Source organism: Sphingobacterium sp. JUb56 (assembly GCF_014191365.1).
Taxonomy (GTDB): domain Bacteria; phylum Bacteroidota; class Bacteroidia; order Sphingobacteriales; family Sphingobacteriaceae; genus Sphingobacterium; species Sphingobacterium anhuiense.
This window is the reverse complement of the sequence record NZ_JACHWL010000004.1, coordinates 11836-37531: the sequence shown is the minus strand read 5'-3', so window position 1 is coordinate 37531 and position 25696 is coordinate 11836. Positions and strand designations below refer to the sequence as shown.

Annotated in this window: 19 protein-coding genes; 14 read left to right on the top strand and 5 right to left on the bottom strand. The window is 35.2% G+C overall.

From position 1 onward, the window contains the following. Positions 1-2: 2 nt before the first annotated feature. Positions 3-2414, bottom strand: a complete 2412-nt coding sequence (locus FHR29_RS25480; RefSeq protein WP_183918211.1) for a hypothetical protein — start codon at positions 2412-2414, stop codon at positions 3-5. Then, complete coding sequence (locus FHR29_RS25475; protein ID WP_260293047.1) at positions 2380-3279, bottom strand: hypothetical protein; 900 nt, start codon at positions 3277-3279, stop codon at positions 2380-2382. The genes FHR29_RS25480 and FHR29_RS25475 overlap by 35 nt, the downstream gene beginning before the upstream one ends. Positions 3280-3547: 268 nt before the next feature. Here FHR29_RS25475 and FHR29_RS25470 point away from each other — a divergent pair, with 268 nt between their 5' ends. The 4 genes from FHR29_RS25470 to FHR29_RS25455 all read left to right on the top strand — a co-directional run bounded on the left by FHR29_RS25470 (position 3548) and on the right by FHR29_RS25455 (position 10485). Next, positions 3548-5353: a hypothetical protein gene (locus FHR29_RS25470; protein WP_132844389.1), complete on the top strand. Its 1806-nt coding sequence runs from the start codon at positions 3548-3550 to the stop codon at positions 5351-5353. A 79-nt stretch (positions 5354-5432) separates the two neighbouring features. After that, the gene (locus FHR29_RS25465; protein WP_221197952.1) at positions 5433-7220 is read left to right on the top strand and encodes a TrkH family potassium uptake protein; all 1788 of its coding nucleotides are present in this window, start codon (positions 5433-5435) and stop codon (positions 7218-7220) included. A gap of 10 nt (positions 7221-7230) precedes the next feature. After that, positions 7231-7917 (top strand): TrkA family potassium uptake protein, encoded by a 687-nt coding sequence (locus FHR29_RS25460; RefSeq protein WP_183918207.1) that lies wholly within the window; start codon positions 7231-7233, stop codon positions 7915-7917. Positions 7918-8010: 93 nt separating this feature from the next. Continuing rightward, on the top strand, positions 8011-10485 hold the full coding sequence (locus FHR29_RS25455; protein ID WP_183918205.1) for a YfhO family protein: 2475 nt from the start codon (positions 8011-8013) through the stop codon (positions 10483-10485). Positions 10486-10519: 34 nt separating this feature from the next. Here the strand turns inward: FHR29_RS25455 and FHR29_RS25450 are convergent, their stop codons facing one another. Continuing rightward, a complete protein-coding gene (locus tag FHR29_RS25450; protein ID WP_183918203.1) occupies positions 10520-11116 on the bottom strand; it encodes a ribonuclease HII in 597 nt (198 codons plus the stop codon). Positions 11117-11548: 432 nt separating this feature from the next. On the opposite strand from FHR29_RS25450, the gene FHR29_RS25445 reads away from it, so the two are divergent. From FHR29_RS25445 to fabD, 4 genes are all read left to right on the top strand, one after another. After that, positions 11549-14353, top strand: coding sequence for an outer membrane beta-barrel protein (locus tag FHR29_RS25445; protein ID WP_260293043.1), 2805 nt, complete (start codon positions 11549-11551; stop codon positions 14351-14353). Positions 14354-14514: 161 nt separating this feature from the next. Then, entirely contained in the window at positions 14515-14967 is a 453-nt protein-coding gene (locus FHR29_RS25440) for a GNAT family N-acetyltransferase (protein WP_132844382.1), read from the top strand. 21 nt (positions 14968-14988) lie between these two features. Continuing rightward, the gene (locus FHR29_RS25435) at positions 14989-16218 is read left to right on the top strand and encodes a pitrilysin family protein (protein WP_132844380.1); all 1230 of its coding nucleotides are present in this window, start codon (positions 14989-14991) and stop codon (positions 16216-16218) included. Between the two features lie 184 nt (positions 16219-16402). Then, positions 16403-17293 (top strand): ACP S-malonyltransferase, encoded by an 891-nt coding sequence (gene fabD / locus FHR29_RS25430; RefSeq protein ID WP_132770002.1) that lies wholly within the window; start codon positions 16403-16405, stop codon positions 17291-17293. A 45-nt stretch (positions 17294-17338) separates the two neighbouring features. On the opposite strand, the gene FHR29_RS25425 is transcribed toward fabD, so the two are convergent. Next, a complete protein-coding gene (locus FHR29_RS25425; RefSeq protein WP_183918199.1) occupies positions 17339-18064 on the bottom strand; it encodes an RDD family protein in 726 nt (241 codons plus the stop codon). A 33-nt stretch (positions 18065-18097) separates the two neighbouring features. On the opposite strand from FHR29_RS25425, the gene FHR29_RS25420 reads away from it, so the two are divergent. Genes FHR29_RS25420 through FHR29_RS25395 form a run of 6 tightly spaced genes read left to right on the top strand, consistent with a single transcriptional unit; the run spans position 18098 to position 24262 of the window. After that, the gene (locus tag FHR29_RS25420; RefSeq protein WP_183918197.1) at positions 18098-19060 is read left to right on the top strand and encodes a stage II sporulation protein M; all 963 of its coding nucleotides are present in this window, start codon (positions 18098-18100) and stop codon (positions 19058-19060) included. Then, complete coding sequence (locus FHR29_RS25415; RefSeq protein ID WP_183918195.1) at positions 19051-19965, top strand: ABC transporter permease; 915 nt, start codon at positions 19051-19053, stop codon at positions 19963-19965. The genes FHR29_RS25420 and FHR29_RS25415 overlap by 10 nt, the downstream gene beginning before the upstream one ends. Next, complete coding sequence (locus tag FHR29_RS25410) at positions 19955-20749, top strand: DUF4129 domain-containing protein (protein WP_183918193.1); 795 nt, start codon at positions 19955-19957, stop codon at positions 20747-20749. Before FHR29_RS25415 ends, FHR29_RS25410 begins: the two co-directional genes overlap by 11 nt. Further along, a complete protein-coding gene (locus tag FHR29_RS25405) occupies positions 20746-21945 on the top strand; it encodes a DUF4350 domain-containing protein (protein ID WP_183918191.1) in 1200 nt (399 codons plus the stop codon). The genes FHR29_RS25410 and FHR29_RS25405 overlap by 4 nt, the downstream gene beginning before the upstream one ends. Beyond that, positions 21945-22934 carry a MoxR family ATPase gene (locus FHR29_RS25400; protein ID WP_183918189.1) on the top strand — a complete coding sequence of 330 codons (990 nt, stop codon included), beginning with the start codon at positions 21945-21947 and terminating at the stop codon, positions 22932-22934. The genes FHR29_RS25405 and FHR29_RS25400 overlap by 1 nt, the downstream gene beginning before the upstream one ends. Further along, positions 22934-24262, top strand: coding sequence for a DUF58 domain-containing protein (locus FHR29_RS25395; protein WP_183918187.1), 1329 nt, complete (start codon positions 22934-22936; stop codon positions 24260-24262). Before FHR29_RS25400 ends, FHR29_RS25395 begins: the two co-directional genes overlap by 1 nt. A gap of 100 nt (positions 24263-24362) precedes the next feature. On the opposite strand, the gene metK is transcribed toward FHR29_RS25395, so the two are convergent. Next, positions 24363-25616, bottom strand: coding sequence for a methionine adenosyltransferase (metK, locus tag FHR29_RS25390; protein ID WP_021190713.1), 1254 nt, complete (start codon positions 25614-25616; stop codon positions 24363-24365). Positions 25617-25696: the final 80 nt, after the last annotated feature.

Genomic DNA, 25696 nt, shown 5'->3' with positions numbered 1-25696 from the left:
TATTATTTACTGGCTATAAAGTCTCTTAAATAAGTACATTCATGGACCGCAGTTTGGTAAAATGCAGTCTTACTGTATTGTGATTTTAATTGATGAAAGTATTTATTATGTAATGAGAACTGGTAAAATGGGGTTTCACTACTATTTTCATAGTATGTCCATCTCATGTCGTCTTTTAATTCGAAGTCTTTCTGTTCGCACTTTGCTAGCATAAAGGTACACTTGGCTTTAAAGTCCAGGCTTGTAGCCAAATCTCGAGCTTTTAGGTACCACTCTTTTGCAGTTTTTGCCTGTTTGTAGTTTCTTTCCCAATACCTGTCTGGTTTGGCATTGTTGTCATATGATGACCAGCTGTACGATACTAAGGACCAGGCATTACCATAGGTGCTTGTTTGATATATGCCATTAGCCATATGAAAATAGTAATCGGCTTTTTTACCATTGTTTTTTTCATCCTTTATTAATGTTTGGTACTTGAGCATACGAGCTGCATATTCAAGCTTTGTCATACTTGATTGTCCAATCTTTTTAGGATAATCATTGATCGTAACGATGAATGGATTTGGAGCAATTGTTTCTTCCGCATACCAATTGCTGTATTCTTTTGATTTATAGGTTCCTGGTAATTTCTTGAACGTTTTTACGGCATTTGTAAAGTCTAATTCTCTTAAATATGCTGTCCCGATCAATTCAGTTAAATAATTACTGTTTACTTTTTTGATATCTTCAAGTAGAAACTGGACCATTTTCGGCTGTTTTTCAGGAGACTGTATGTACCTTTGAACTTGTACTAAGGTCTTAGGAGTTAAATCTTCTTGCCAAAATCGAATGGTACTGTATTGCATGTTATTTTCAAGTGTGTCATTAACGTATCCGTGGTTATAAAAAATATCTCCCTTTACTGCAGCTAAACTTGCCAGTGCGGTATCTCCTTTAATAAGGTATTGGTTAACAACGATATTTTGTATGATGTTTTTTGAAATAAGACTGTAAGAACCATTCTCAAAAGAACTCCATGAATTATTGCTTTCCATGTTTTTTTCCTTCTTTGCTTTTTCCTGCAACCACTTCAGTGTTGCAATCAGCTGGTTTTCATCTAAGGATTTTTCTTTTTCCCAATCTGTCAATAAGGTTAACATTTCTGTAATACATAACTGATCTTTCAGATTTTCATTTAAAGATTTGGGCTCTACCATCTTCAAGTATTTTTTTGCGAGATCATTTTCGGCATTGAGCCAACTCAAGTAGGCCGCTGTAACTAAGCCTAATTGTGGTTGAATATATTTTTTATCCTTATACATGGTTAGCGCAAACTCTCGAATGTTTTGGAGGTGCTTTTGAATTTCTCCTTTGTTTTCATCTTGATACCACTGCGATATATTATAACCTAATGTATGGTCTTTAATGAAGAAATTTTCTATTTTGTTAACCTCCCGTGTGAGGAGTACGGCATTTATAGTATTAGCAGGATCCAGCTTATAACAGTTTTCGAGATATTCAATAGTACTATTTGGGTTATTGAAACCAATGATTGCATTGATATTGAATTTGTCTGCTTTAGTTTTGGTATAGGCAAAAATTTCAGCATCAGTTGCTTGTATATAATGAAAATTGTTGTACGCGAGTACTCTTCTTTCGGGCGATATCGTAAATACGCTAGAAAATAAAAAGGCAGCTTTTGCAGGTTCACCATTTTTCCTTACAGCACCTGCATAATTGGATAATGCCCAACCTAATACGGGAGATTTCAGTTTTGACCGAGCGATGTATTTATCATAAACGGTGATGCTTTTTTCATATTCTTTAGCAAAAAGAAATAATCTTGCCGCTTGATATGCGTAACGTAACCACAAGAAACTATTGTTCTTATGAGCCGAAATTTTACTTTCTGCCTCAAGCGCAAATTGCTTTATTTCATCAAAATTACGCTCATCAGGACTCCAAGGGTCTTGCGCAATATTGGTGACAGGTTCTTGCTCTTTTGTAAAGTAAAAGTAAGCGAGTTCCTTTTTATTTTTAGGAAGAAATAGACTTTGAATAAATGTGTTATTTCGAAGTGAATCTGGAAGATTATCCAGGGTTGCTGTATTCTTTAAAACCTGTATTGTTTCCGGGTTTGATTGGTACATGACTGCGTATAGATCATTTGGCTTCACATTTTTTCCTAAATGATTTACCCAGTCTGTAACATTTACAGACGCTTCCAGTACAGGTTCCTGTTCTGTATATAGAAATTGATAGGGAATAAACTGAAAAGCGGAATAGCTATTATCTTCCAGGTTTGGTAGGAAATAGGTCTGTTGATTGTCATAAGGGTCTATTTCGGGACCACATGCGATATTAATCGCAATTTCACTGAAATAGAGCATAAATGTAGCGCTAAAAAGCAGCAATAACTTCTTGTAAATCTGCATAATTATAGTTCGATAAAACTTCTGGAGCCAAATGGTAGAAGATGATTCTTTTCTCTTTTCCTTGAAGTTCTTTATTTAAAAATTTGGCGGTTGCTATTAACTGTTCCTTCGTTATAAATTCATGACGGATCACATCTCCCTTTTTTAGATTCGCTTTCTGTAAGTCCTGGTTCAGAATAAATAATTCCGTCTTTGGATTTCTTGTAAAGAGTGATTTATCATCCAAATCGCTCTTGTCGATATACTTAGAAATACCAATATATTGATGATCGCGAAAGGCTACATACCAATCGAATAGGGGTAAAGCAATATCTAATTCTAAAGGATAGTCTTTAAGAGTTCCACTCAGGTAAGTTGTTAAATCTTGCTGATTTAAAATAGAATTATGATCTCCAAATTGTCTTAAATTTCCCATATTATAGCACATCAGTGTTGCTCTTTTTACAGGAGGTATACCACTGGACTGAATATTTTTAACTTGATGAAGCCTTAATGTCGTGGTTATCGTCACTTCATTTAATTCAGGTATCTTTTGTAGGTATTCTAGCAGATAGAAAAATTTATCACGGGAGCTTTTGGTCCAGTCGCAATCAATCTGTAATTCTTTAAAGTCTTCTTTTCCAGATTGTTTAACCTTTTCAGATACAAAAGGTATCATTTTATGAGCAATTCCTCTAATCTGGAGACTATCTAATTCTGTAAATATTCTTTGGTTGATAAATACAACAGGCACAAGTGCTTGATTTGATGGAAGAGTTTGTTCAAAAGAAATTGGAGAAATGGGAACGGGCTCAATACCCCCATCAGTAAAATCAATATCCATTATACGAACAAATAATGTATTTGATTTTAGATCTTGTATCATCTTTTGTGATAAGGTGTCGGATTTATAGTTTGTCTTCCAATAATAAAAGCCTATGGAGGGTTCTTTTTTTTGACAGGAAATGTGTAATATTATACTAAGCGAGATACAGAAGAAAAGCTTTATTTTATATGGTGTCATGAATTTGGGACCAAGTGAAAGAATCGTTATTAATCTACTTTTATTGAAAATCAAACAAAAGTATTAATAAGTTGTTTTGTATAAGATAAAAATAACCAAATAAATTTACTAAAAGAGGAGCGCGTTTTACATGAAGGCTGTTTGGAAATGGATAATCGGTATTTTCGTAATACTGTTGATTGTGCTTGGTGGGGTTGTTTGGTACTTTAGTGTGCATTGGAAGCCAATTGTTGACCAAAAATTCAGAGAAATAGTGCTCGCATCGACCGATAGTTTGTACACGGTTGATTATGATGACTTGGATATTAATCTTGCTTTAGGAAATGTAACGATAAGCAATCTGGTTTTACGCTCGGACAGCAATGTTTATGCGCGACTAGAAGGAATAAATAAAGCTCCTGATAATCGTTTTCAAATCGAAGTCGCCAAATTAAAATTTCGTAATTTCTCTATACGGGATATGCTGCTGAATAAAGAGCTTTATCTCAAGAATGTCGTTTTGGATACTCCAAGTGTCCATATGATCAATAAGTATCATTCCTATAATGATACAGCATCTACAGAAAAGAGTAAACCCTTATACGATAAAATAAAGAATACCCTTAAAAGAATCCGCATAACCGGAATCGATTTGAATAAGGTCAATTTTAAATATTCGCAGATTCAAAAAAGCATCTACCAAGATTTTGAGATCAAGAAAGTCAATATACAGATTCAGGATGTTTTGGTCGACTCAACATCAATTTCCGATGCGACACGTTTCTATCATACTAAAATGGTTGATATAGAGGTTCCTGCATTTACTTATAAAACTCCTGATGGATTTTATAAGGTTGATTTTGATCAACTAAAAATCAATACCAGGGATCGTAATATCATGTTGACAAAGGTGGCTTACCAGCCTATTTTGGGTAAGTCGGCCTATTATAAGGCAAAGGGTAAAGGAGGTAGCTATGTTGTCATGAAATTCGACACGGTCCGTTTTGAATCTTTTGATTTTAATAGTTTGTTGCGTAATAAGAAGATCTATGCAGCAAAAGCGCAACTGAAAAATGGACTTCTGGATATTTATTCGGACAAGCATTATAAATCAACACCTGTAAATAAAGTTGGAAGATCTCCGCATCAAGCATTAATGCATATGAAAACGCAATTAGCAATAGATACGGTATTGGTGCAAAATGCTGATATAAGCTATTCGGAGTTAAGCGATAAATACAACCAGGTCGGGAAGATTACCTTCGATAAGAGTTATGCGACCATTAGTAACATGACCAATGATGTTTCAAGTCTGGCCAAAAATAAGTGGATGCGTGTTGATGTTCTGACAAAAGTGATGAATAGCGGGCGTTTACATGTTTTATTCGGATTTGATATGACATCGAAAACAGGTTTTCATACGTATAAAGGAACAGTAGGAGCAATGCAGGCACCTGCCTTTAATAAAATTTTAAAACCGCTTTTAAATGTAGAATTAGCCTCTGGAAATATTAAAAAAATAGCTTTTGATATGGAAGCAACCGATCACAGAAATTGGGGAAAGTTTAATTTTGATTATGATGATCTAAAAATTACCATTTTAGAAAAGAAAGAAGATGGAACTGTTAAAAGAAAAGGTTTCATCTCTTTACTGGTGAATGAACTTTTGGTTAACGGTAGTAATCCAAACCTTTCTGGAGAATATATTATTGGAAAGGTTAATTGGCATAGGCATGCTGACCATACTTTTTTTAAGACCCTTTGGCAAAGTCTATTGGATGGAATAAAGCAATGTGTGGGGCTTAGCAAGGAGCGGGAAGCTAAACTAATGCGTACTGCTGACCGCGCACAACATACGGTAGAGAAAGCCAATACCGTTGTTGGTAAAACGAAAAGCTTCGTATCGAAGCTTTTTAAGAAGAAAAAAGGTGACGAAGAAAGCAAAGTCGCCGAATAAAAAAGAGGGTTTCACGTGAAATATGATCATCGGGTCAGGAACTTCTGTTTTTCCTAAGTTATCAGTATGTTTGTGACAGATGGGGTCAATATTGAGTTTTTTAAAATTCGTTTTTAAGTATAAGAATGGCATTGTAGATCAAATCATGTTTTATGTCAGCATGATCTGTGCTTTTGCTGTTATTTTCAATGTGGGCTATGTAAGAGATCCAAATCTTGCAAATCTACTCGATCATATCATCAATGCGATGTTCTATGTTTTGTTCATCATGACGGGACTTCGTACAGCTTCTTCTATTTTTGCGTTGAAAAGAGTTGAAGTAGAACATTATTCGGGGCTGGTTATCCTAAGCTATTTTGCTTTAATTATAATAGCGCGATTTGCAAGTGTCCCCGCGGTTGATCTTTTCGGTAAAGATCAGTGGATCTATCTGGGTATTTATCTGGTGTTTATTGCAGAGCTTTCCAAGAGTACCTTGTTTTTTGATAACTTCTATTTTAATCCTACGATTTTATTTGTTATCAGTTTTTTTGCATTGATTCTTATCGGTACTGTTTTGTTGATGTTGCCCCGAACAACTATAGAAGCGCCTTTGAGTTTTATTGATGCACTATTTATGGCGACAAGTGCTGTATGTATTACGGGACTATCGGTGACAGATATTTCAACTAACTTTTCGCTCTTTGGACAAACAATTATTCTGGTGTTGATCCAGATTGGTGGATTGGGAATTATGACTTTTACCGGTTTTTTCGGATACTTCTTTTCAGGTGGTTTTTCGTTCAAGAATCAATTGATGTTTGGCGAAATTCTTGGTGAAAATAAAGTGGGATCGGTGGTTAAAACACTTCTTACGATAATTTTTATTACATTATTATTTGAACTTCTCGGTGCTTTATTAATCTTTAGCACGCTAGATGCAGCTCTTTTTCCCTCTTTGGGAAATCAGGTGTTTTTCGCTATTTTTCATTCTGTATCTTCTTTTTGTAATGCTGGTTTTTCGATCCTAACGGATGGAATCACCAATGATGACTATAAATTTAATTACAACTTCCAATTGGCTTTGTCTGTATTATTTATACTAGGTGGATTGGGTTTCGGGATCGTATTGAATATTTATTCCTATGTAAAAGATTCTTGTATTTACTGGTATCATCGGTTGGTGACGAAGAAGAATTATAAGCATAAAGCTTGGAACTTCAGTTTTAATTCAAAATTAGTGCTCGCGTGTAATGCGGTTGTCGTTGTGTTGGCAACAATATTCTTTTTTCTGTTAGAGCGAAACAAGACTCTTTCTTTGGAACAGGGGCAGATGGGCGAATGGATCACCTCATTTTTTATGGCTAATGCTTCGCGTTCGGCTGGATTTAATAGTGTTGATCTCTCATTTGTATCCATGCCCACAGTCTTGTTAATTATCCTACTCATGTGGGTAGGAGCATCTCCTGGCTCCACAGGTGGTGGTGTTAAAGTTACGACCATTGCGGTGTCTATAATGAATATCATTGCTTTGGCAAGAGGAAAGGAGCATATTGAACTTTTTAAAAGACGGATCGCAGGCGAATCTGTACATAAAGCATTTGCTATTATTTTATTGTCGCTATTTACGATCGGTGTGAGTTTTATGTTGCTGGTTTTTTCAGATCCTGATAAGAGTTTTAAAGCATTGTTATTTGAGGCAGTATCTGCCTATACAACCTGTGGGCTGAGCTTGGGAATTACACCATCTTTGAGTGTTGCAGGTAAATTTATTGTAATGATGACGATGTTTGTCGGTCGTGTCGGTACGTTGACATTATTGGTGGCTTTTATTAAAAATATAACACGAAGAAATTACACTTTTCCAGAGGAAAAGATACTCTATTAATCGAATTTGTATGAAATATATCGTTTTAGGACTAGGGCATTTTGGACGATCACTTGCAGTTCATTTGACAGAATTGGGGCATGAGGTGATCGGGGCGGATAAAAGTCTGATTATTGTTGAGCAATTAAAAGATAAAGTAACACATACGGTCTGTTTGGATACTACAGATCGGGAGGCAGTATCATCTTTACCGCTTAAGGACTGCCATGCCGTTATTATTGCTATTGGAGAGGATGAAGGAGCTTCATTGCTAACAGTAGCTTTAATGAAACAATTAAAAGTAAAGCGAATCATAGGAAGAATTGTTTCGGACCTTCAGAAAACAGTGCTTGAAGCAATGGAAATTGCCGAATACATTATGCCAGAGGAAGAGGCTGCAGAAAGGCTAGCGATGCGTTTGGACAATATTGATATTGTAGATTCATTCAAAGTATCTGAAAAATACAGTATTATTGAGACAAAAGTTCCATCAAAATATGTTGGAATGACCCTTCGTGAAGCTAACCTAACTAATCTTTTTAAAGTGATCGTCATGACAACACTCAAGATAACCGAGGTAAAAGATAGCGTCAAAAAGAAAGAAATTAAGGAGGCTTCGGGTATAGCGACTTCGGAAACATTATTGGAAGAAGGGGATATACTGGTTCTTTTTGGTGAATTGTCCAATATTAATAAGCTTATCCAAAAAGGGGAATAGGAGAAATAAGTCTTGGGTTTGGAAAATAATATAAATTGTAAAATCAAATGTATATTTTTGATTTTCGTAAGTTTTAATAACCTAATAATATAAATGAAAAATTGGTTTAAGGAAAATTCAGCACATCTTATCGTGATAGCGATTTTTGTAGCGCTTGTATTCTTTTATTTTACTCCAGTGTGGCAAGGGCAGACTTTGGCACAAAGTGATGTTGTGCAGGCTCAAGCTGCACAGAAGGAAATGTTCGATTATAAAGCTCAAGATGGAAAAGCTCCGTTGTGGACAAATTCAATGTTTGGTGGCATGCCCACTTATCAAATCTGGTCTGCAAGTGAAAATAATATTGGAACCTATATCTTAGCGGCGGTCAAAACCGTTTTTCCACAACCCATTGATATCGTTTTATTTTATTTATTGGGGGGGTATTTCTTATTGAGTGTATTACGTGTTCGACCATGGCTAGCCGCTTTAGGTGCTATTGCTATTGCGTTTACATCTTATAATTTTATTTATATCGAAGCTGGACACGTCACAAAAGCGTATGCTATTGCTTTTATTCCTGCTGTCATAGGAGCGGTGATCATGTGCTTTAGAGGGAGCAGAGTTTGGGGGCCTGTTCTGTTGGCCTTATTTATGGCTCTTGAGATCCGTGTCAACCATTTGCAAATGACCTATTATATGCTTATCGCATTGATGGTTTATGTAATCTTTGCCTTGGTATACGCCATTCGTGATAAAAAGATCAAGGAGTTTTTTATTGCTTCGGGTTTACAGTTGGCTGCAGTAATTGTCGCTATTCTAGTGAATGCTTCGATTTTAATTCCGACTTATGAGTACAGTAAATTAAGTACACGTGGTCACGCCAATATTACTAAAGTGGATGCCTCGAAAGAAAAGGGATTAGATAAACAATATGCTTACGAATGGAGCCAAGGTGTAGGAGAAACATTGACATTTTTGATTCCGAATGCGTATGGAGGAGGAAATAGTGGTATTTTGGATGAAAAGTCTAATGTCGCAAAGTTTTTGATGTCTACCTTTGGAGCGCAAATGAGTAATGCTCAAGCCGCAGAATTTGCAAGTAGAATGCCTGTTTATTGGGGAGACAAACCTTTTACATCTGGCCCCTGGTATTTTGGAGCAGGTGTATTATTTCTTTTCATTTTAGGTCTATTTATTGTTAATAACAGACTAAAATGGTGGATTCTTACAACAACTGTCCTTATTTTATTGCTGTCGTTTGGAAAGAATTTTACATTGGTTTCAGACTTATTCTTTGACTACTTCCCGATGTACAATAAGTTCAGAGCGGTCGAGTCGATATTGGTTATCGCGGCAATCTTGATTCCATTGATGGCGGTGTTAACGTTAAACGAGTTGATCACAAAGGCCGATAAAATCGAGAAATTAGATAAAAAAGTACTGTATACTTTTATTGGATTAGGGGGTATTTGCTTGCTTATTGCTTTTGTACCGGATCTATTTTTAAGTTTTAAAAAGAAAGAGGATGTGCAATTGTTGGAGACTCTGACAAGTCAGGTAGGTGATCAGGCAGTCGCAAATCAGTGGTTAAATAATTTAATAAAAGATCGCTCAGCAGTGGCCACTGCAGATGCTTATCGTTCTTTTGCCATCGTTTTGATTACCTTTTTAGCGGTATGGTTTTTTATTAAGAAGAAGCTTTCTGCAAATGTTTTGATTATTGGATTGGCGGTTGTTTTTCTGTTTGATCTCTGGAGTGTCGATAAGCGCTTTTTAAACGACAAATCTTTTGTAGAGAAACGCATGGTAACAGGTCAGGCTTTTCAAGAGCGAGAGGTAGATCAATTGATTCGTATGGACAAGGATTTGAGTTACCGTGTCATTGATTTAACCACAAATCCATTTTCAGATGCCCGTGCGTCATATTATCATAAATCTTTAGGTGGTTACCATGCTGCGAAATTGATGCGGTTTCAGGAGATTTTGGAAAACCAATTTAATGGAGCTATAAACGAAGACGTGTTGGATATGTTTAATGTCCGTTATGTTATTACAGGAGATGAACAAAAGGGGCAACGGATACAACGTAGAAGTTCTGCTGCTGGAAATGCCTGGTTTGTTGATCAAGTAACATTTGTTAAAGACAATGCGCAAGAGATGCAGGCAATCGGTAGTTTCACTCCTTCAAAAGAGGCTTTTGTTAGTGAAGAATTTAAAGATAAATTTGACGGTAAACGTTTAGGTTTGCCCGTTAATGCATCGATAAAGCTGACTTCTTACCATCCTGATAAAATGGTTTATGAATATTCTACCCCTACAGATGCATTTGCTGTATTCTCTGAGGTGTATTATGAAAAAGGCTGGAAGGCTTTTGTTGACGGTAAAGAGGTGCCAATTATACGTGCTGACTATATTCTGAGAGCATTACAATTACCAGGTGGGAATCATAAGGTCGAGTTTATTTTCGATCCGGCATCTCATAAGCTCGGTAATATATTGACATTAATTGCGTCCATAATTTTAGGATTAGGGATTGCTGTTGCAATTTATTTTTCAATCAAAAAGAATAAAAAAGCAACAATCTAAAAAGATTGTTGCTAAAAATATTTTTTAAAAACCTTTAGAATAATTTGAGCTGTGGATCAGTTATTCTAAAGGTTTTTCTATGATGTGGTGTTATTCCTCTGGCAAGTACCGCACTTCTGTGCTTGACGGTAGGGTAACCCTTATTGTTTAACCAATCATACTCAGGATAATCTTTTGCAATATTGTCCATATAGTCATCACGGTACGTTTTAGCTAAAATGGATGCTGCCGCAATAGATAAATATTTACCGTCACCTTTAACAATGCAATTATGGGGGATTTCCTGATAGGGAATAAATTTATTACCATCGACTAAAATGTACTCGGCTTTTAATTTTAATAGATCCAGAGCTCGATGCATGGCTACATAAGAGGCATTATGAATATTTATCCGATCAATCTCTTCTGCGGAAACGCTAGCTACTGCATATGCTAAAGCCTCCTCCTCTATAATACTGCGCAACTGCATTCTTTTTTTTGCACTAAGTTGCTTAGAGTCATTTAATACTTCATGATGGTAGTCTTTGGGAAAAATTACTGCAGCAGCAAAAACTGGCCCCGCCAAACAACCTCTACCAGCCTCATCACAACCCGCCTCTATAAACTCATCTTGAAAATATGATAATAGCATTTTATTTATTTTTAAGTAGCAAAAATACAATATATTATTAATAGCAAAAGGATGTGTTTATAGTAGCTTTATATATGAATTGTGGTATTTGATTTTTTGAACAAAATGCACACGATTTTTTATACTTTGATTCATTTTTTTAAAGTTTTTATTAGCCCGCCAACTGTTGTGAAATTAGATTTTATTGTAACTATTATGTTAAAATTTAGGTTTTACGTTTATTAACACTACTATTTTCTTCTTTTGTATAAGTATCAAATGGATATAACCGTGTGCTGTATACGATCTTTGTTTACCTGTTGGCTCTATTCTTTATATTAGAAAGATTCAGTACTGCGTATCATGAGATGAATGGGAAGATTGGGTTGATCTATTTGAACTTGGTGGGATTATCCACATAGAATAAGAACCGATAATTACAAAAAGATGTATATGATGAGGATTACTTTCCTTTTATTTTGCAGTATGTTATTGAGCTGGGTTGCTCAAGGACAGACGAAATCCGTTCAAGGGATGTTGAAAGATGACAAGATTCGTGTTGTCGCTGGAGCTTCAGTAAAATTGATTTCAGATCAAGATTCCCTAGTAACCAGTTCTTCGATTGCCGGTATATTTATTTTTAATAATGTAAAGGCGAGTAAGTTTAAAATTTCTGTTTCAAACTTAGGTTTTGAAAGATTTGAGCAAGAGTTTACCTATCCGGAAGGAGAAAGTAAATATATTATTCCAAGCTTTACTTTAAAGCCGGCTTCAGAATTATTGGAAGAAGTGGTTATTGATGGCGTACCTACTATTGTTGTTAAAGGTGATACATTGGAATATACCATGAAGGATCTAAAACTACGAGATGGCTCTGTGGCCGAAGATGCGTTGAAGAAATTACAGGGAGTTGAGGTGGATAAAGACGGTAATGTAACTGCTCAAGGTGAATCCGTGAAACGTGTACGTATAAACGGTAAAGATTTCTTTGGTGGTGATGTCAAAACTGCAACACAGAATCTTCCTGCCAATATCATTGAGAAAATGCAAATTGTCGATGACTATGGGGATATGGCCAATATAACAGGTAACAAAAATGGTGATTCGGAGAAAGTTTTGAATATCCAGATTGATCCCAAATATAATAAAGGGCAAATGGCAACTTTACGTGCTGGTTACGGGACAGAAGACCGTTATCAAGCTACCGGTATGTGGACAGGCATGAAAGAAGGCGCCATGTTATCCATATTAGGAAATATGAATAATATTAATGCTCCTTTGTTTGATTTCAGTGCAACCGGAGGAGGAGCTCGCCGTCAGCAAGGCGGTGGTGGACGAAGGGGTAGTTTTGGAGGTAATACTACTGGATTAACCAATACAGGTTCTATAGGAGCCAATTTCCGACGTGACTTTAATGATAAGCTTACCGTATATGGAAGTTATAGTTTTGGACGCGATGACAATAACACGACTTCGCAAACGGTTAATGAATATATTCTAAAAAGTGGAAATCAAATTGATAAAATTAATTCAAATTCAAATACCGTAACAGGTAGTCATCGATTTGAATCTAATATCGAATGGAAACCCTCAGTAAATGATTTTATTAAGATAACGCCTCAAATCGGTTATGATAAAAGAGATGTTATTAGTTCCTCCCAATCATCAACTTATTTTGGAGATGTTTTTAATTATTCTGAAGATGAGCGAATTAATTCAACATCTACAGCCCCTAGATTTGGTATTAGTGGATTATACAATCGTAAACTGAATGAAAAAGGCAGAAATATTTTCTTCAATATGAACTTAAATAGCTCTGCTACGAAAAAAGATCAAGAAAATATTTTGGAACGTTTAACGGCTAATGAAACAGACCCAACAGCATCTATGGATTCATTATACCAACAAGCAATACAGGAAGCTAACAATAAAAGTTGGAATGGTGGAGCATCCATTAATTATACTGAACCTGTAAGTGAGTATGGTAAAATCGAATTAACGTATGATTTTAATAGAAATACGTATGATAATAAGAATAGCCAGTCAGCTTTTGATGAATTTGGAGAACTAATATTAAATAAACCGAAATTAAATTTTGACTACGATTACGATTATTCTTTTACTACTCATCGTGTGGGAGCTAATTACTCTTTTAATAATGATAAAGTAAAATATTCGATTGGAGCAGCTGTGCAACCTTCTCAATTAAGGGGCGATGCTTACAGTTCTGCTATACATGAGCCAATACATCGTAATGCGTTTAATATTATGCCTATTGCTCGATTTGAATATAAATTTTCGCGTCAAAGTAATCTGAGCATAAATTATTCAGGTTCTAGTACAGAGCCTACGGTTTCCCAAATTTTGCCTTTTGACATTAGTACATATGAGACAAGTTCAATCATTGGTAATGCGGATCTAGTACCACAATTTACACATCAAATGAACATGCGATTTAGAAATGGAGACTTTCAGAAAGGGAAATCTTTTTTTGCAATGCTAAATGCAAATCTAACAAATGATAAAATTGTAACTTTTAGAAAGCGATTCCTAAGACAAGGAATCGGTATGATTCAAGAAACATATTATTTAAATGCAACAGAAGATCCGACATATGGATTTAATTCCTTTTACCATTATGGTAAATCCCTAAAGGAAAAAACTTATAATTTGATGTTAATGGGCGGGATTAGCTATAATAAGAATATTAGTTATATTTCGGAAGATTCGTTAGCACTATTTGGAGATAAAAATGTGTCGAGTAATTGGGTTTTTAATCAAGGGTTGATGTTTCGCTACAATCCTTCTGAAAAGCTTGAAATAAATCCAGGTATAAGATATAGATATGATTATACACATAACTCCTTAACAAATATTAAAACAAGTGTAAGTTCATGGACGCCGACATTAATTGGTTCTGTAAATATTACTCCTTCTTTAATATATGGCGTTGATATCTCTAAAACCTTTAATAATGGTTTTGCAGTAAATTCAAATCCATTTATTATCAATACTTATGTTGAGCAAAAATTCCTAAAGGATAACCGGGCTACTCTGCGTTTACAGGCATTTGATTTATTAAATCAGCAGACAAATATCACAAGAACTTTAAATGAGTCTCTTATTGCGGATAGCCGTACTAATCGTTTAGCTCGTTATTTTATGCTGACTTTGACATATAAATTTGAAAAATTTGCATTAGGCTCTCCGACAGGAGATGGTGGCGGTCATGGAGGCATGCGCCCGCCTCGCATGTAAGCTTACCACCTACCTATCGAAAAACAAGTGGATAAAATGGTTCTGATCGTAAGATCAGGACCATTTTTTGTTTGGTGATCTATCCCATCCACGTCATTTTTCGGCTGTTATAGAATTCGACTGTTTTTATTTAGTTATTTTTGCCACTAAACGAATGCATTATGATCACATTTGAAAAATTAACGTCTGAAAATATTGATATCATTGTTGCTATGATGCAAGATTTTTATGCAATTGATGGATATGATATCGATCCTATTGTAAGCCGAGAAAATTTTAAAATTTTTCTTGACGATGAAAAGTTAGGGCAGTCTTGGCTAATTAAAGAAAATGATTTAGTCCTTGGGTATATTATTGTTGTTTATTTCTTTAGCTTTGAATTTAAGGGAACGGTAGCTTTGCTGGACGAATTATACTTAAATGCTGATGCAAGAGGCAAAGGTTTAGGTAAAAAGGCTGTTGAGTTTGTCAAAGAATATGTTCAGGACAAGGGGTGTAAATTGGTTCTGCTAGAGGTTGAACCGCATAACTTACCGGCACAAAAATTATATGAAAGTCAAGGTTTTGGTTTTCATCCTAGAAATATAATGCGATATGGCATTAAAAATAATTAAATAGAATCTCCAAATTAATATATGGAATACGAAATAATACGCTTATCCAATGGTATCCGTGTGGTTTTTCAACCGCAAAACCTACCGATTACACATGCTTGTATGTTAATCAATGCAGGATCAAGAGATGAAAAAGAAGGTAAATTTGGCGTTGCACATTTTATTGAGCACCTACTTTTTAAAAGAACTGAACGTAGAAGTACGAATCAGATTTTAAACCATTTGGAAGCTGTTGGTGGAGATCTTAATGCCTATACGACAAAAGAATATACGTGTGTTCATGCATCATTTTTGACTCCCTATTTGGATAAAGCTTTAGATCTATTTGAGGACATCTTTTTTCATTCGACTTTTCCTGAGGAGGAATTAGATAAAGAGAAATCAGTTATTGTCGATGAAATGGCTTCTTATCTGGACAGTCCTGAAGAATCTATTGTAGATGATTTTGAAGATCTATTATTCAAAGGAGCTGGTTTGGGGCATAATATACTCGGTCTTGAGGATCAATTGTTGGCACTTACAAAAAGCGATATTCATGATTTTATTCAGTCAAATTACGATACAAATGAAATCGTGATTTCGATTACAGGAAATTATACGGTTAAACAGGTCGAAAGACTTGCCAATAAAATTTTCGCATCCGTTGCTGAAAATAAAATTCAGCGGGAGAGGAATGATGTTGTTGCGGTTCCCGTATCGCATGTCGAGATTCCTAAACCAATTAATCAGGTCCATTATATGGTCGGTGCTCATGCATATAGTTTTAGAGACGACCGAAAAACAGGTTTATTGTTATTAAACAATATGCTGGGAGGAATGGGGATGAGTTCGATATTGAACCTTTCTATTCGTGAAAAATATGGAATAGCGTATACCATCGAATCAAATTATACCATGTTTTCAGATTCGGGCTTATTTAGTATTTATTTGGGAACAGATGAAGAAAAGATAGAGAAAGCAAAAAAACTTGTTTTTAGGGAGCTTAATAAATTTTGTGAAAAGGAGATGAGTGCTGTACAGCTTCAGAAAGCAAAACGCAAATTTATCGGTCAAATTGCACTTTCAGAGGAAAATAGAATGAGCATGATCATTGCTGCGGCAAAGAATGTGATGGACTACAACCAGATCATTGAACTTGATGTTATTATTGATAAAATAAAAGCGATTTCAACGACAGAATTATTGGAAACATCACGGGAGATTTTAGATCCCGCTCGCATGACATCGTTGAGTTTTGTTCCTGAATCTTAGTGTTTAATTTTTTTTTATTCCATACAGGAATTTAAAAGATGCATAGACGGATTGACTGTAGACGATTTCATGAATTAAATATTAAAGTAGAGGTAAAGCGTACAGCTTCTGATATTGACTTTATGATATTGTATATAAAAGACAATTTATCTAAGTTTGTGCATTAGAACAGATAATTTTAAATATGAAAACAGCATATGTATTTCCTGGTCAAGGCGCTCAATTCGTAGGAATGGGGCAGGACCTGTATAATCTGAATGAAGAAACAAAAGCTTTATTTGAAAAAGCAAACGATATATTAGGGTTTCGTATAACCGATATTATGTTTGCAGGAACTGATGAGCAGCTGAAACAGACCAATGTTACTCAACCAGCGATTTTCTTACATTCAGTGATTTTAGCGAAAGCTTTGGGAGATCAATTTCAACCCGATATGGTTGCAGGTCATTCTTTAGGTGAGTTTTCTGCTTTAGTATCAGCGGGAGCTTTGTCTTTTGAGGATGGATTGAAATTAGTGTCACAACGTGCTAACGCGATGCAAAAAGCTTGTGAATTGGAGCCTTCCACTATGGCTGCGATTTTAGGTCTTGAAGATGCTGTTGTGGAGGATATTTGTGCAAAAGTAGATGATGTAGTGGTTGCCGCTAATTATAATTGTCCAGGTCAATTAGTAATTTCTGGCTCTATCGCCGGAGTGGATAAAGCTTGTGCGCTTTTGACAGAGGCTGGAGCTAAACGTGCTTTGAAATTAAATGTTGGCGGTGCTTTTCACTCGCCATTGATGGAGCCGGCTAAAGTTGAGCTACAGGCAGCAATCGAAGCGGTTGAAATTAACACGCCGATTTGTCCTGTTTATCAAAATGTGGATGCAAAGCCATATACAGATGCAGCAACGATAAAAGAGAATTTGATCGCACAGTTAACTGGCGCCGTACGTTGGACTCAAACAGTTCAAAATATGTTAGCGGACGGAGCAGAAGCATTTGTCGAAGTAGGTCCGGGCAATGTGTTACAAGGTTTGGTGAAAAAGGTAAACCGTCAGGTACAGACTTCTGCAGCAAGTATTGCGGAGTAATTACTTGGATAATAAATAGAAAAAGTCGCCCATAGGCGACTTTTTCTATTTATTACGGAATAAGATATAATGATCTTTCATGACTTGATTAACAAAATCATTAGGATGCATAGTGGATTTAACATCCAGAATGTTTTCTAGTTTCTGAGTAAGGGCTAAAAGAATATTGTAGTCTTTCCTTCTGACAGCGCCATCGTAAATCTCCTTTACCTTATTTGCATCTTGATCGCTCAACTTAATTACTTGCGGAAAGATAATGTCTTTTTCTGATGGGACATCCTCAAAGATTGTCTGTTGTAGGTTTAATTTTGCTTTTAAACTGATGACAGATGTCTCAGCGGATAAATCGCCAATACGTTGTCCATATTTGGATAGGGCAATTGAAGTAATTGCAATCCCGCCCATACACATCCAGATATCAACCAGAGAAAATGTCCAACGGGCAAAATATTGATAAAAGTTGGCACGGGTTCCGTCGATCTTAACCACTTTAATTTTCATGATTTTCTTTCCTATGCTTTGTCCTGACATTGCGGTTTCCATAACAAGAGGATAGAAGAGAGCGGGAAGTGACAATAATGATAGAATACCAAAGAATAACCAGGAATCCTTCATATTAATATGGAAAGAGTCAAGAATGACAATTATTAAGATATAATAAACAAGAATAATAAAGTAATCAATAGCAAAAGCAATAATTCTAGAACCTAATGAAGCTAAATTGTATTCTATTTTTACGTTCTGTGGAGTATTTATTAATAGTTTATTCATATATTTGAAATAGCCGGTTTAAAATTTATATTCATGAGAGAAGCATCATTCATCGAGCGAAATAAGGAAAAATGGTTGTCAATTGAAAATAATTTATCCATTCATGTTGATGTTAATCCCGATGAACTGGCGTCAAATTATATTGAACTCACAAATGACTTAGCCTATGCACAAACTTTCTATCCAGAAAGTAGGACAAAAGATTATTTAAATGAGTTGGCCATTTTAGCACATCAAAAAATATATAAAGATCAGAAAGCTTCTGAAAATAAACTTAAGCATTTTTTTTCATATGAAATACCTTATGCTGTTTGGCAAATGCGGCGGCCGTTGTTGTTTTCTTTTTTGATTTTTCTTTTGGCGAGCATTATTGGGTTTTTGTCTGCTCACTATGATGAAAATTTTGTGAGGTTAATTTTAGGAGATGCCTATGTCGATCAGTCCATTGATAATATCCGAAAAGGTGATCCTGCAGGCATTTATGCATCAGGGAATAATTTTGGATCTGCGCTAGCGATCACCATTAATAATGTACGGGTAGCTTTTTTAGCTTTTACGTTTGGTGTTTTTTTTAGTGTGGGAACGGGTTATATTCTTTTCTCTAACGGTATCATGTTAGGTGCATTTCATTATATGTTTTATGAATACGGTGTTTTACAAAAGGCGATGTCGGCCATATGGATACACGGAACTATAGAGATTTCTGTTATTATCATAGCAGGAGGTTGTGGTTTGATGCTAGGTAATAGTTTCTTGTTCCCAAAATCATATAGTAGAATGGAATCTTTTATTCGAGCGGCAAAATTATCAATGAAGGTTTTAGCGAGTACAATTCCATTTTTTATACTTGCAGGTACATTAGAGGGGTTTGTTACCCGTTACTATCATATTTCTATGACCATGTGCTTGCTGATCATAATAATTACATTGGTGATGATTTTATATTATTATATTCTACGTCCTTTTCAATTAGCTAAAATCAATCAATGGAAATAAATTTCGAATTTCAGAAGGAACGTAAAATTGGCGATTTTTTACAGAGTTTTATCGATTTGTTAAAAATTGTTTTGGGTCATTTTGTCGGAACAGTTTTTAGTGTTTCTATTATACCCTTGAGTATCACGACAATTCTCTATTATTTTCTGTCTACAAAGATTACGTTTTCATCCGAAAGTGATTCGTTTGAAGATCTTAACGTGTATTTATGGGTAAGCCTTTTGTGTGTTACTATCCTATTATTAGGATTATACATTTACGGTATCTGCATCGAATATTTTATTTTATTGAAGAATCAAAAAAATACGGACTTTACAGGTAAAGATTTATGGAACGCATTTCGAAACCACATCGGTATTTACGTGAAGTTTTTCTTCGCTTCTTTGTTGGTCGTCGTAATAATTGGCATTCCCGCAGGGATAGCCATGATTATTCTGATGTTTATTCCTTTGTTTGGCAGCTTTGCTATTGGAATCTTATTTTCAATAATTGGATTATGGTTTTTCTGCTCGTTCTTATTTTATCGGGAAGGATATTTTTCTTTGACGACGACTTTTTTAGAGACATTTAATGTTATTCGAAAGAATATGATTCAATATGGTATTGCCACTTATATTGTTAGTTTCATTTTTCAAGTAGTAATGATGATGTTGACTTTCATTCCAGGTTTAATCATCGGGCTAATTTCCTATAATTTCTTGGAATTTGATAGCTCTTTTTTCGATGGATCTTTGGGAAAAATGTTAATGACGTTAGGAGCGCTCCTTGTAACTCTTCTGACAATTTTTTTATATATGGGAGGTGTTCTGGCAAATGGGATCATCTACGAAACGGCGAAGGATTTTAAATATGGAGATCGTATCTATGCGATGATTGCAAATTTGGGAGGGAAAAATGATGAATAGATATTTTTTTGTTATTCTTTTATTTTTCACGACAGCTAGCTATGCAAATAAAGACTCTACGCGTATGGCTATGCCCAGTATAGATACATTAAAACAAAGTCGCGTCGATATCTGGAACAAGAATTTGTTTCAAGAAATTCAGAAAGATAAACGCCCTGCTACAGTAACGATTACAGATTATAAAAGTGTCTTGGATCGCTATCAATCCGAAGAGTTTATCTATTCTGAGAATATTAAAGATAAAATTGGTTTTTTTGATCGCTTAATGACCCGTTTCAATCGTTGGCTAAGCAGTTTGATACCAAATTCTTCTTTTAATTATAATGAAGAGTTTTTCTACTTCTTAGGAATATTAGGTTTAGCGGTATTGATTTATATCTTTTATAAATTAATTTATTCAAGAGACAGCTTCTTTAGAAAAGACAATAAAGAGCCTGAAACAGAAGGTCGTCAAAATTTGGGATATATAGAACAGAATTTGATGAATACCGATTTAAAGCCCTATCTCGTTGATTCGATTAAGGACAGAAATTATACACTCGCTATTCGTTACATGCAATTGTTAAATATTCAAAAACTTGCACATGCTCATGTGATCAAGTGGAAGTATAGTAAAACAAATAATGATTTTGCAAATGAAATTTCAGACTCAGTTTTAAAAAATGAGTTTATTAAATGCACTCGAGTGTTTGAATATGTTTGGTTTGGTGATTTTAATTTAACTGCCGCCGATTTTGAGCGTTATCATCAAGATTTTAAAAATTTTCAATCTAAAATCTCATGAAAGGCTCGTTAAAATTTAGCATATTTATTTTTATAATTGTATTCGTTGCAATCGGTATCATTGATCTAACGAGTAAGAAACCTATTATTTGGGATAGAACATTTGATCAAAAAGATAAAAATCCCTTCGGACTTTATGTGACCCATGCAGAGCTTCCGCATATGCTTGACAAACAGGCGAAGGTTATCGATATTAAAGAAGATCTTTTTACATACTTTGAATCGGACAATAGACTGAATGCTCCAAAAGAACAATTGCTATTTATTTCAGAAGCGTTTGACCTTGGTGATGCTGTTAATAATCGCATATTAAAATTCGCGACAAATGGCGGCAAAGTTTTTATTGCTGCCGAGCAGATCAATCAAAAATTGTTAGATACGTTACAGGTTGATTATGAATACTTCTATGATAATCAGGATGATATTGAGGAAGAAATAAAAGTAGAGCTTACCCAAGATGGGATACCTATTTCTTTTAATAAAAGTACTTTGGATTATTCGTTCACCAAACTACCAAAGTCTGCAACGATTTTAGGTGGTTTGCGCTATAAGGAACATTTGTTGCCGAACTTTATTTCTTTGAAAATAGGTAAAGGGAGTATCATGCTACATATCACACCCGAGTTATTTGGTAATTATTATTTGTTAAACAATCAAAAGCAATATCAATATGTCGCCAGAGCTTTTAGCTATTTGGATGGAGAGACTATTGGGTGGTATGATTTTAAGAGTAAATATAATGAATCGAAAACACCGCTTCGTGTTCTGTTAAATCATGCAGGATTGAGGCAAGCTTGGTATTTACTGCTCGTCAGTTTACTATTGTTTTTAATTTTTAAGAGCAGAAGAGAGCAACGCGCTGTTAAAACAGTTCTTCCAGAACCTAATTTGTCCAAGGAGTTCTGTGAAACCATTGCAACATTATACTATGAAAATGGTTCTCCAGGAAATATGGTGCACAAAAAAGTTGATTATTTTTTACATGATATTCGCAAAAAATTTCATGTTGATACATTGCTTATTCATGAAGAAGAATTTTTAGAGAACTTGTCTCAACGCTCTGGTGTCTCAAAAGAAATAACAGCAGAAATGATTCAATTGATAACAGAATGCCAAAAAGGAAGTCATTTTACAGAGCAAGATTTAAGAAATGTCAATACTAAAATAGAAGAATTTAAAGTTAAAGCAGAAATGTAATGAGTGAATTTGAAAAATATATGCCCTTTGAGAATCGTTTAGATTTGACGGTTCTATATGATAAAATGGCGGCTGTAAAAGCTGAGGTAAAGAAGGTGATTGTCGGTCAGGATCAACTTTTGGATATGTTATTGATTTCGATCCTAGCATCAGGTCATTCCTTGATTGAAGGCTTGCCAGGCGTGGCAAAGACATTATCTGCTAAATTGGTTTCAAAAACAATTGCTAGTGATTTCAAACGAATCCAGTTTACACCCGATTTAATGCCTTCAGATGTCACAGGTTCTTCTATTTTGGATTTAAAGACGAATGAATTTATTTTTAAGAGAGGGCCTATTTTTGCGAATATCATCTTAATTGATGAAATAAATCGTGCTCCTGCCAAAACTCAGGCGTCTTTATTTGAATCTATGGCCGAACGCCAGGTAACAGTTGATGGAGAAACTTATTTTTTACCAACCCCGTTTATTGTATTTGCAACACAAAATCCAATTGAGCACGAAGGAACTTACCGGCTCCCAGAGGCGCAATTAGATCGTTTTCTTTTTAAAATAGATGTTCATTACCCTGATCAAGATCAGGAGTTGCTGATTTTAAAGGAGCATCACTTACAAAAGGCGCAAGATAAAGAAGCGTTGGTTCAACAGGTCGTGTCTTCGCAAGAAATTGCTGATTTTCAGCGTTTGATCAAATCCATATATGTACATGATGAAATCTTGATTTATATCGCGCATTTAATTTCTAAGACCAGAAATAATCCTAATTTGACATTAGGTGCATCACCCAGAGCTTCAATTGCTATTTTGGAATCTGCTAAAGCTTCAGCGGCACTAAATGGTCGTGATTTTGTCACCCCTGAAGATATTAAAAAAGTTGCTTTTGCCGTTTTAGGACACCGTGTTATGCTGACTCCTGAGAAGGAAATGGAAGGTTTCACAACAGATTACATTATTGATCAAATCATCGCTAGTATAGAAATTCCGAGATAATGAAGAAACTCAAACAACTGTATTTCACAAATCGATTTTTTTATGGTCTGCTGACCATTGCAACATTTTTTGTTATTTCATTTTTTGTGAAAGTGTTGTTTATTCCTGTAGCTATTCTTTTTTGGATCTTAACTGCCGTGATGATCTGGGATTTGATATTCTTATTTTCTGGTAAAGGGAATGTTTCTGTGATACGGAATTATCCAGAAAAATTTTCTAATGGTGACGAAAACCCACTTATTATCAGAGCCGAAAGTCGGTATCCCCGTCGGATATTCGTTCGTATATTAGAAGAATTTCCAGTGGAATTACAGGTTCGAGATAAAGATTTTGAAATTACATTATCCCCTTTCTTAGAAAAGGAAATTCATTATAGTCTGAAATTGACACGTCGGGGTATTTATTCTTTTGGTAAATGTTGTGCTATGGCTCGTTTTTTTGGTTTTTTTGAAAGAAGGTTTGTAACAAATGATACCATAAGCATTCCATGTTATCCTTCTTTTATTCAATTACGTAAATATCAGCTTTTAGCCACGACCAACAGATTAAATGAAATGGGCGTTAAGCGTATTCGAAGAATTGGTGCAGCCATGGAATTTGATCATGTCCGTGATTATGTGCAAGGAGACGATTACAGAAGGATGAATTGGAAGGCTTCAGCTAAAGTTAAGAAATTGATGATAAATCAATTTGAAGAAGAAAAATCACAACCCATTTATAGTTTCATTGATACTGGACGAGCGATGCGTATGCCGTTTAAAGAGATGACATTATTGGATTATTCCATTAATGCTACTTTAGTTTTATCAAATGCGGCTATTCTGAAACATGATCGTGCAGGGATGCTTACTTTTTCAAAAGAGATCGGTAATCAGGTTGTTGCAGAGAAACGTAATAATCAAATGATGCGGATTTCAGAGGCACTCTATCATATTCAAACCGAATTTCAGGAGTCTGAATTTGGCAATTTATATACTTACGCGAATAAGCATATTAATAAACGTTCTCTTATCTTTATTTACACAAATTTCGAGACTTTGGACGCTCTTAATAGGCAGTTAGCTTATTTAAGACTGCTCAATCGTTCCCATATCTTAGTGGTTATCGTATTTCAAAATACTGAATTGGATGAACTCGCGAAAAGTTCTCCTCACAGGACGATTGAAATATATAACCAAATTATTGCGGAGAAATTCATTTATGAGAAAAATCTCATTATTCAAGAATTGCATAGAAACGGAATTCAAACAATTTATACAGCACCAGAAAATCTAACCATTAATTCCATTAACAAATACTTAGAGATTAAAGCAAGAGGTCTTATCTAATCTGTGTGTGGAGATATTAAACTAACGTATCATAAAAAGACAACAGGCCCATCAAAGATGGGCCTGTTGTCTTTTTATGAGTGTAGCCAAATTTAAATGACTATAAACCAAAAGCTGTCTTTACTTTATCAATAAAGTCCAGTTTTTCCCAAGTAAATAGCTCAACTTCAACTGTTTTTTTATCACCGTTAGAATTTTCAAATTCTTTCGTTACAGTTTTTGGGGTTCTGCCCATATGTCCATATGCTGCAGTTTCCGAATAAATTGGGTTTCTCAGGCCTAACCTGGTTTCAATACCGTAAGGAGTCATGTCAAAAATTTCAGTGATTTTATCGGCAATTTGACTGTCGTTTAATTCCACTTTGCTTGTTCCATAGGTATTGACATAAATTCCCATGGGATCTTTTACACCAATCGCATAAGAAATCTGAACTAAAATTTCATCTGCAATACCTGCGGCAACTAAGTTTTTAGCAATGTGACGTGTTGCATAAGCAGCAGAACGGTCTACTTTTGACGGATCTTTTCCTGAAAAAGCTCCACCGCCATGTGCACCTTTACCACCGTATGTATCAACAATAATTTTGCGACCTGTCAGACCGGTATCACCGTGTGGTCCACCAATAACAAATTTTCCTGTTGGGTTAATATGAAACTTGATATCGCCATTAAATAATTCTTGCAGTTCAGGTTTTAGTTGTGCTTTTACCCTTGGGATTAAGATATTTTTAATATCAGCTGTAATTTTTTCTCGCATCTCTTCTTCTGATGAAAAATCATCGTGTTGTGTAGAGATCACGATGGTGTCGATACGTGCTGGTTTATGATCTTCAGTATATTCTAAAGTTACTTGTGATTTAGCATCAGGACGTAAATAAGTAATTTCCTTATTTTCGCGACGTAACGCTGCTAATTCATACAGTAAGCGATGCGATAAATCTAAGGCCAGTGGCATATAGTTATCCGTTTCATTGCTTGCATATCCAAACATGATTCCTTGATCGCCGGCACCTTGATCTTGCTTTGCCTTACGGTCTACACCCTGATTAATATCTGCCGATTGTTCATGGATAGCAGATAATACACCACATGAATTTGCTTCAAACATATATTCAGACTTGGTATAACCAATGCGCTCTATTACTGCACGTGTTATTTTTTGAACATCTAAATATATTTTTGATTTCACTTCACCTGCAAGTACAACCTGTCCCGTTGTTACCAAAGTTTCGATTGCAACGCGTGCATCTTCGTCCCAAGCTAAAAAATTGTCAATCAGTGCATCTGAGATTTGATCAGCAATTTTGTCTGGATGTCCTTCTGAAACAGATTCGGACGTAAATAAGTAAGCCATATTACCTTTTTTAATATTATATTATAAGGATTTGCGAGGAGAGGTTGTTTCAATAGAAAAGTACTAAATAGCCTTGCTAT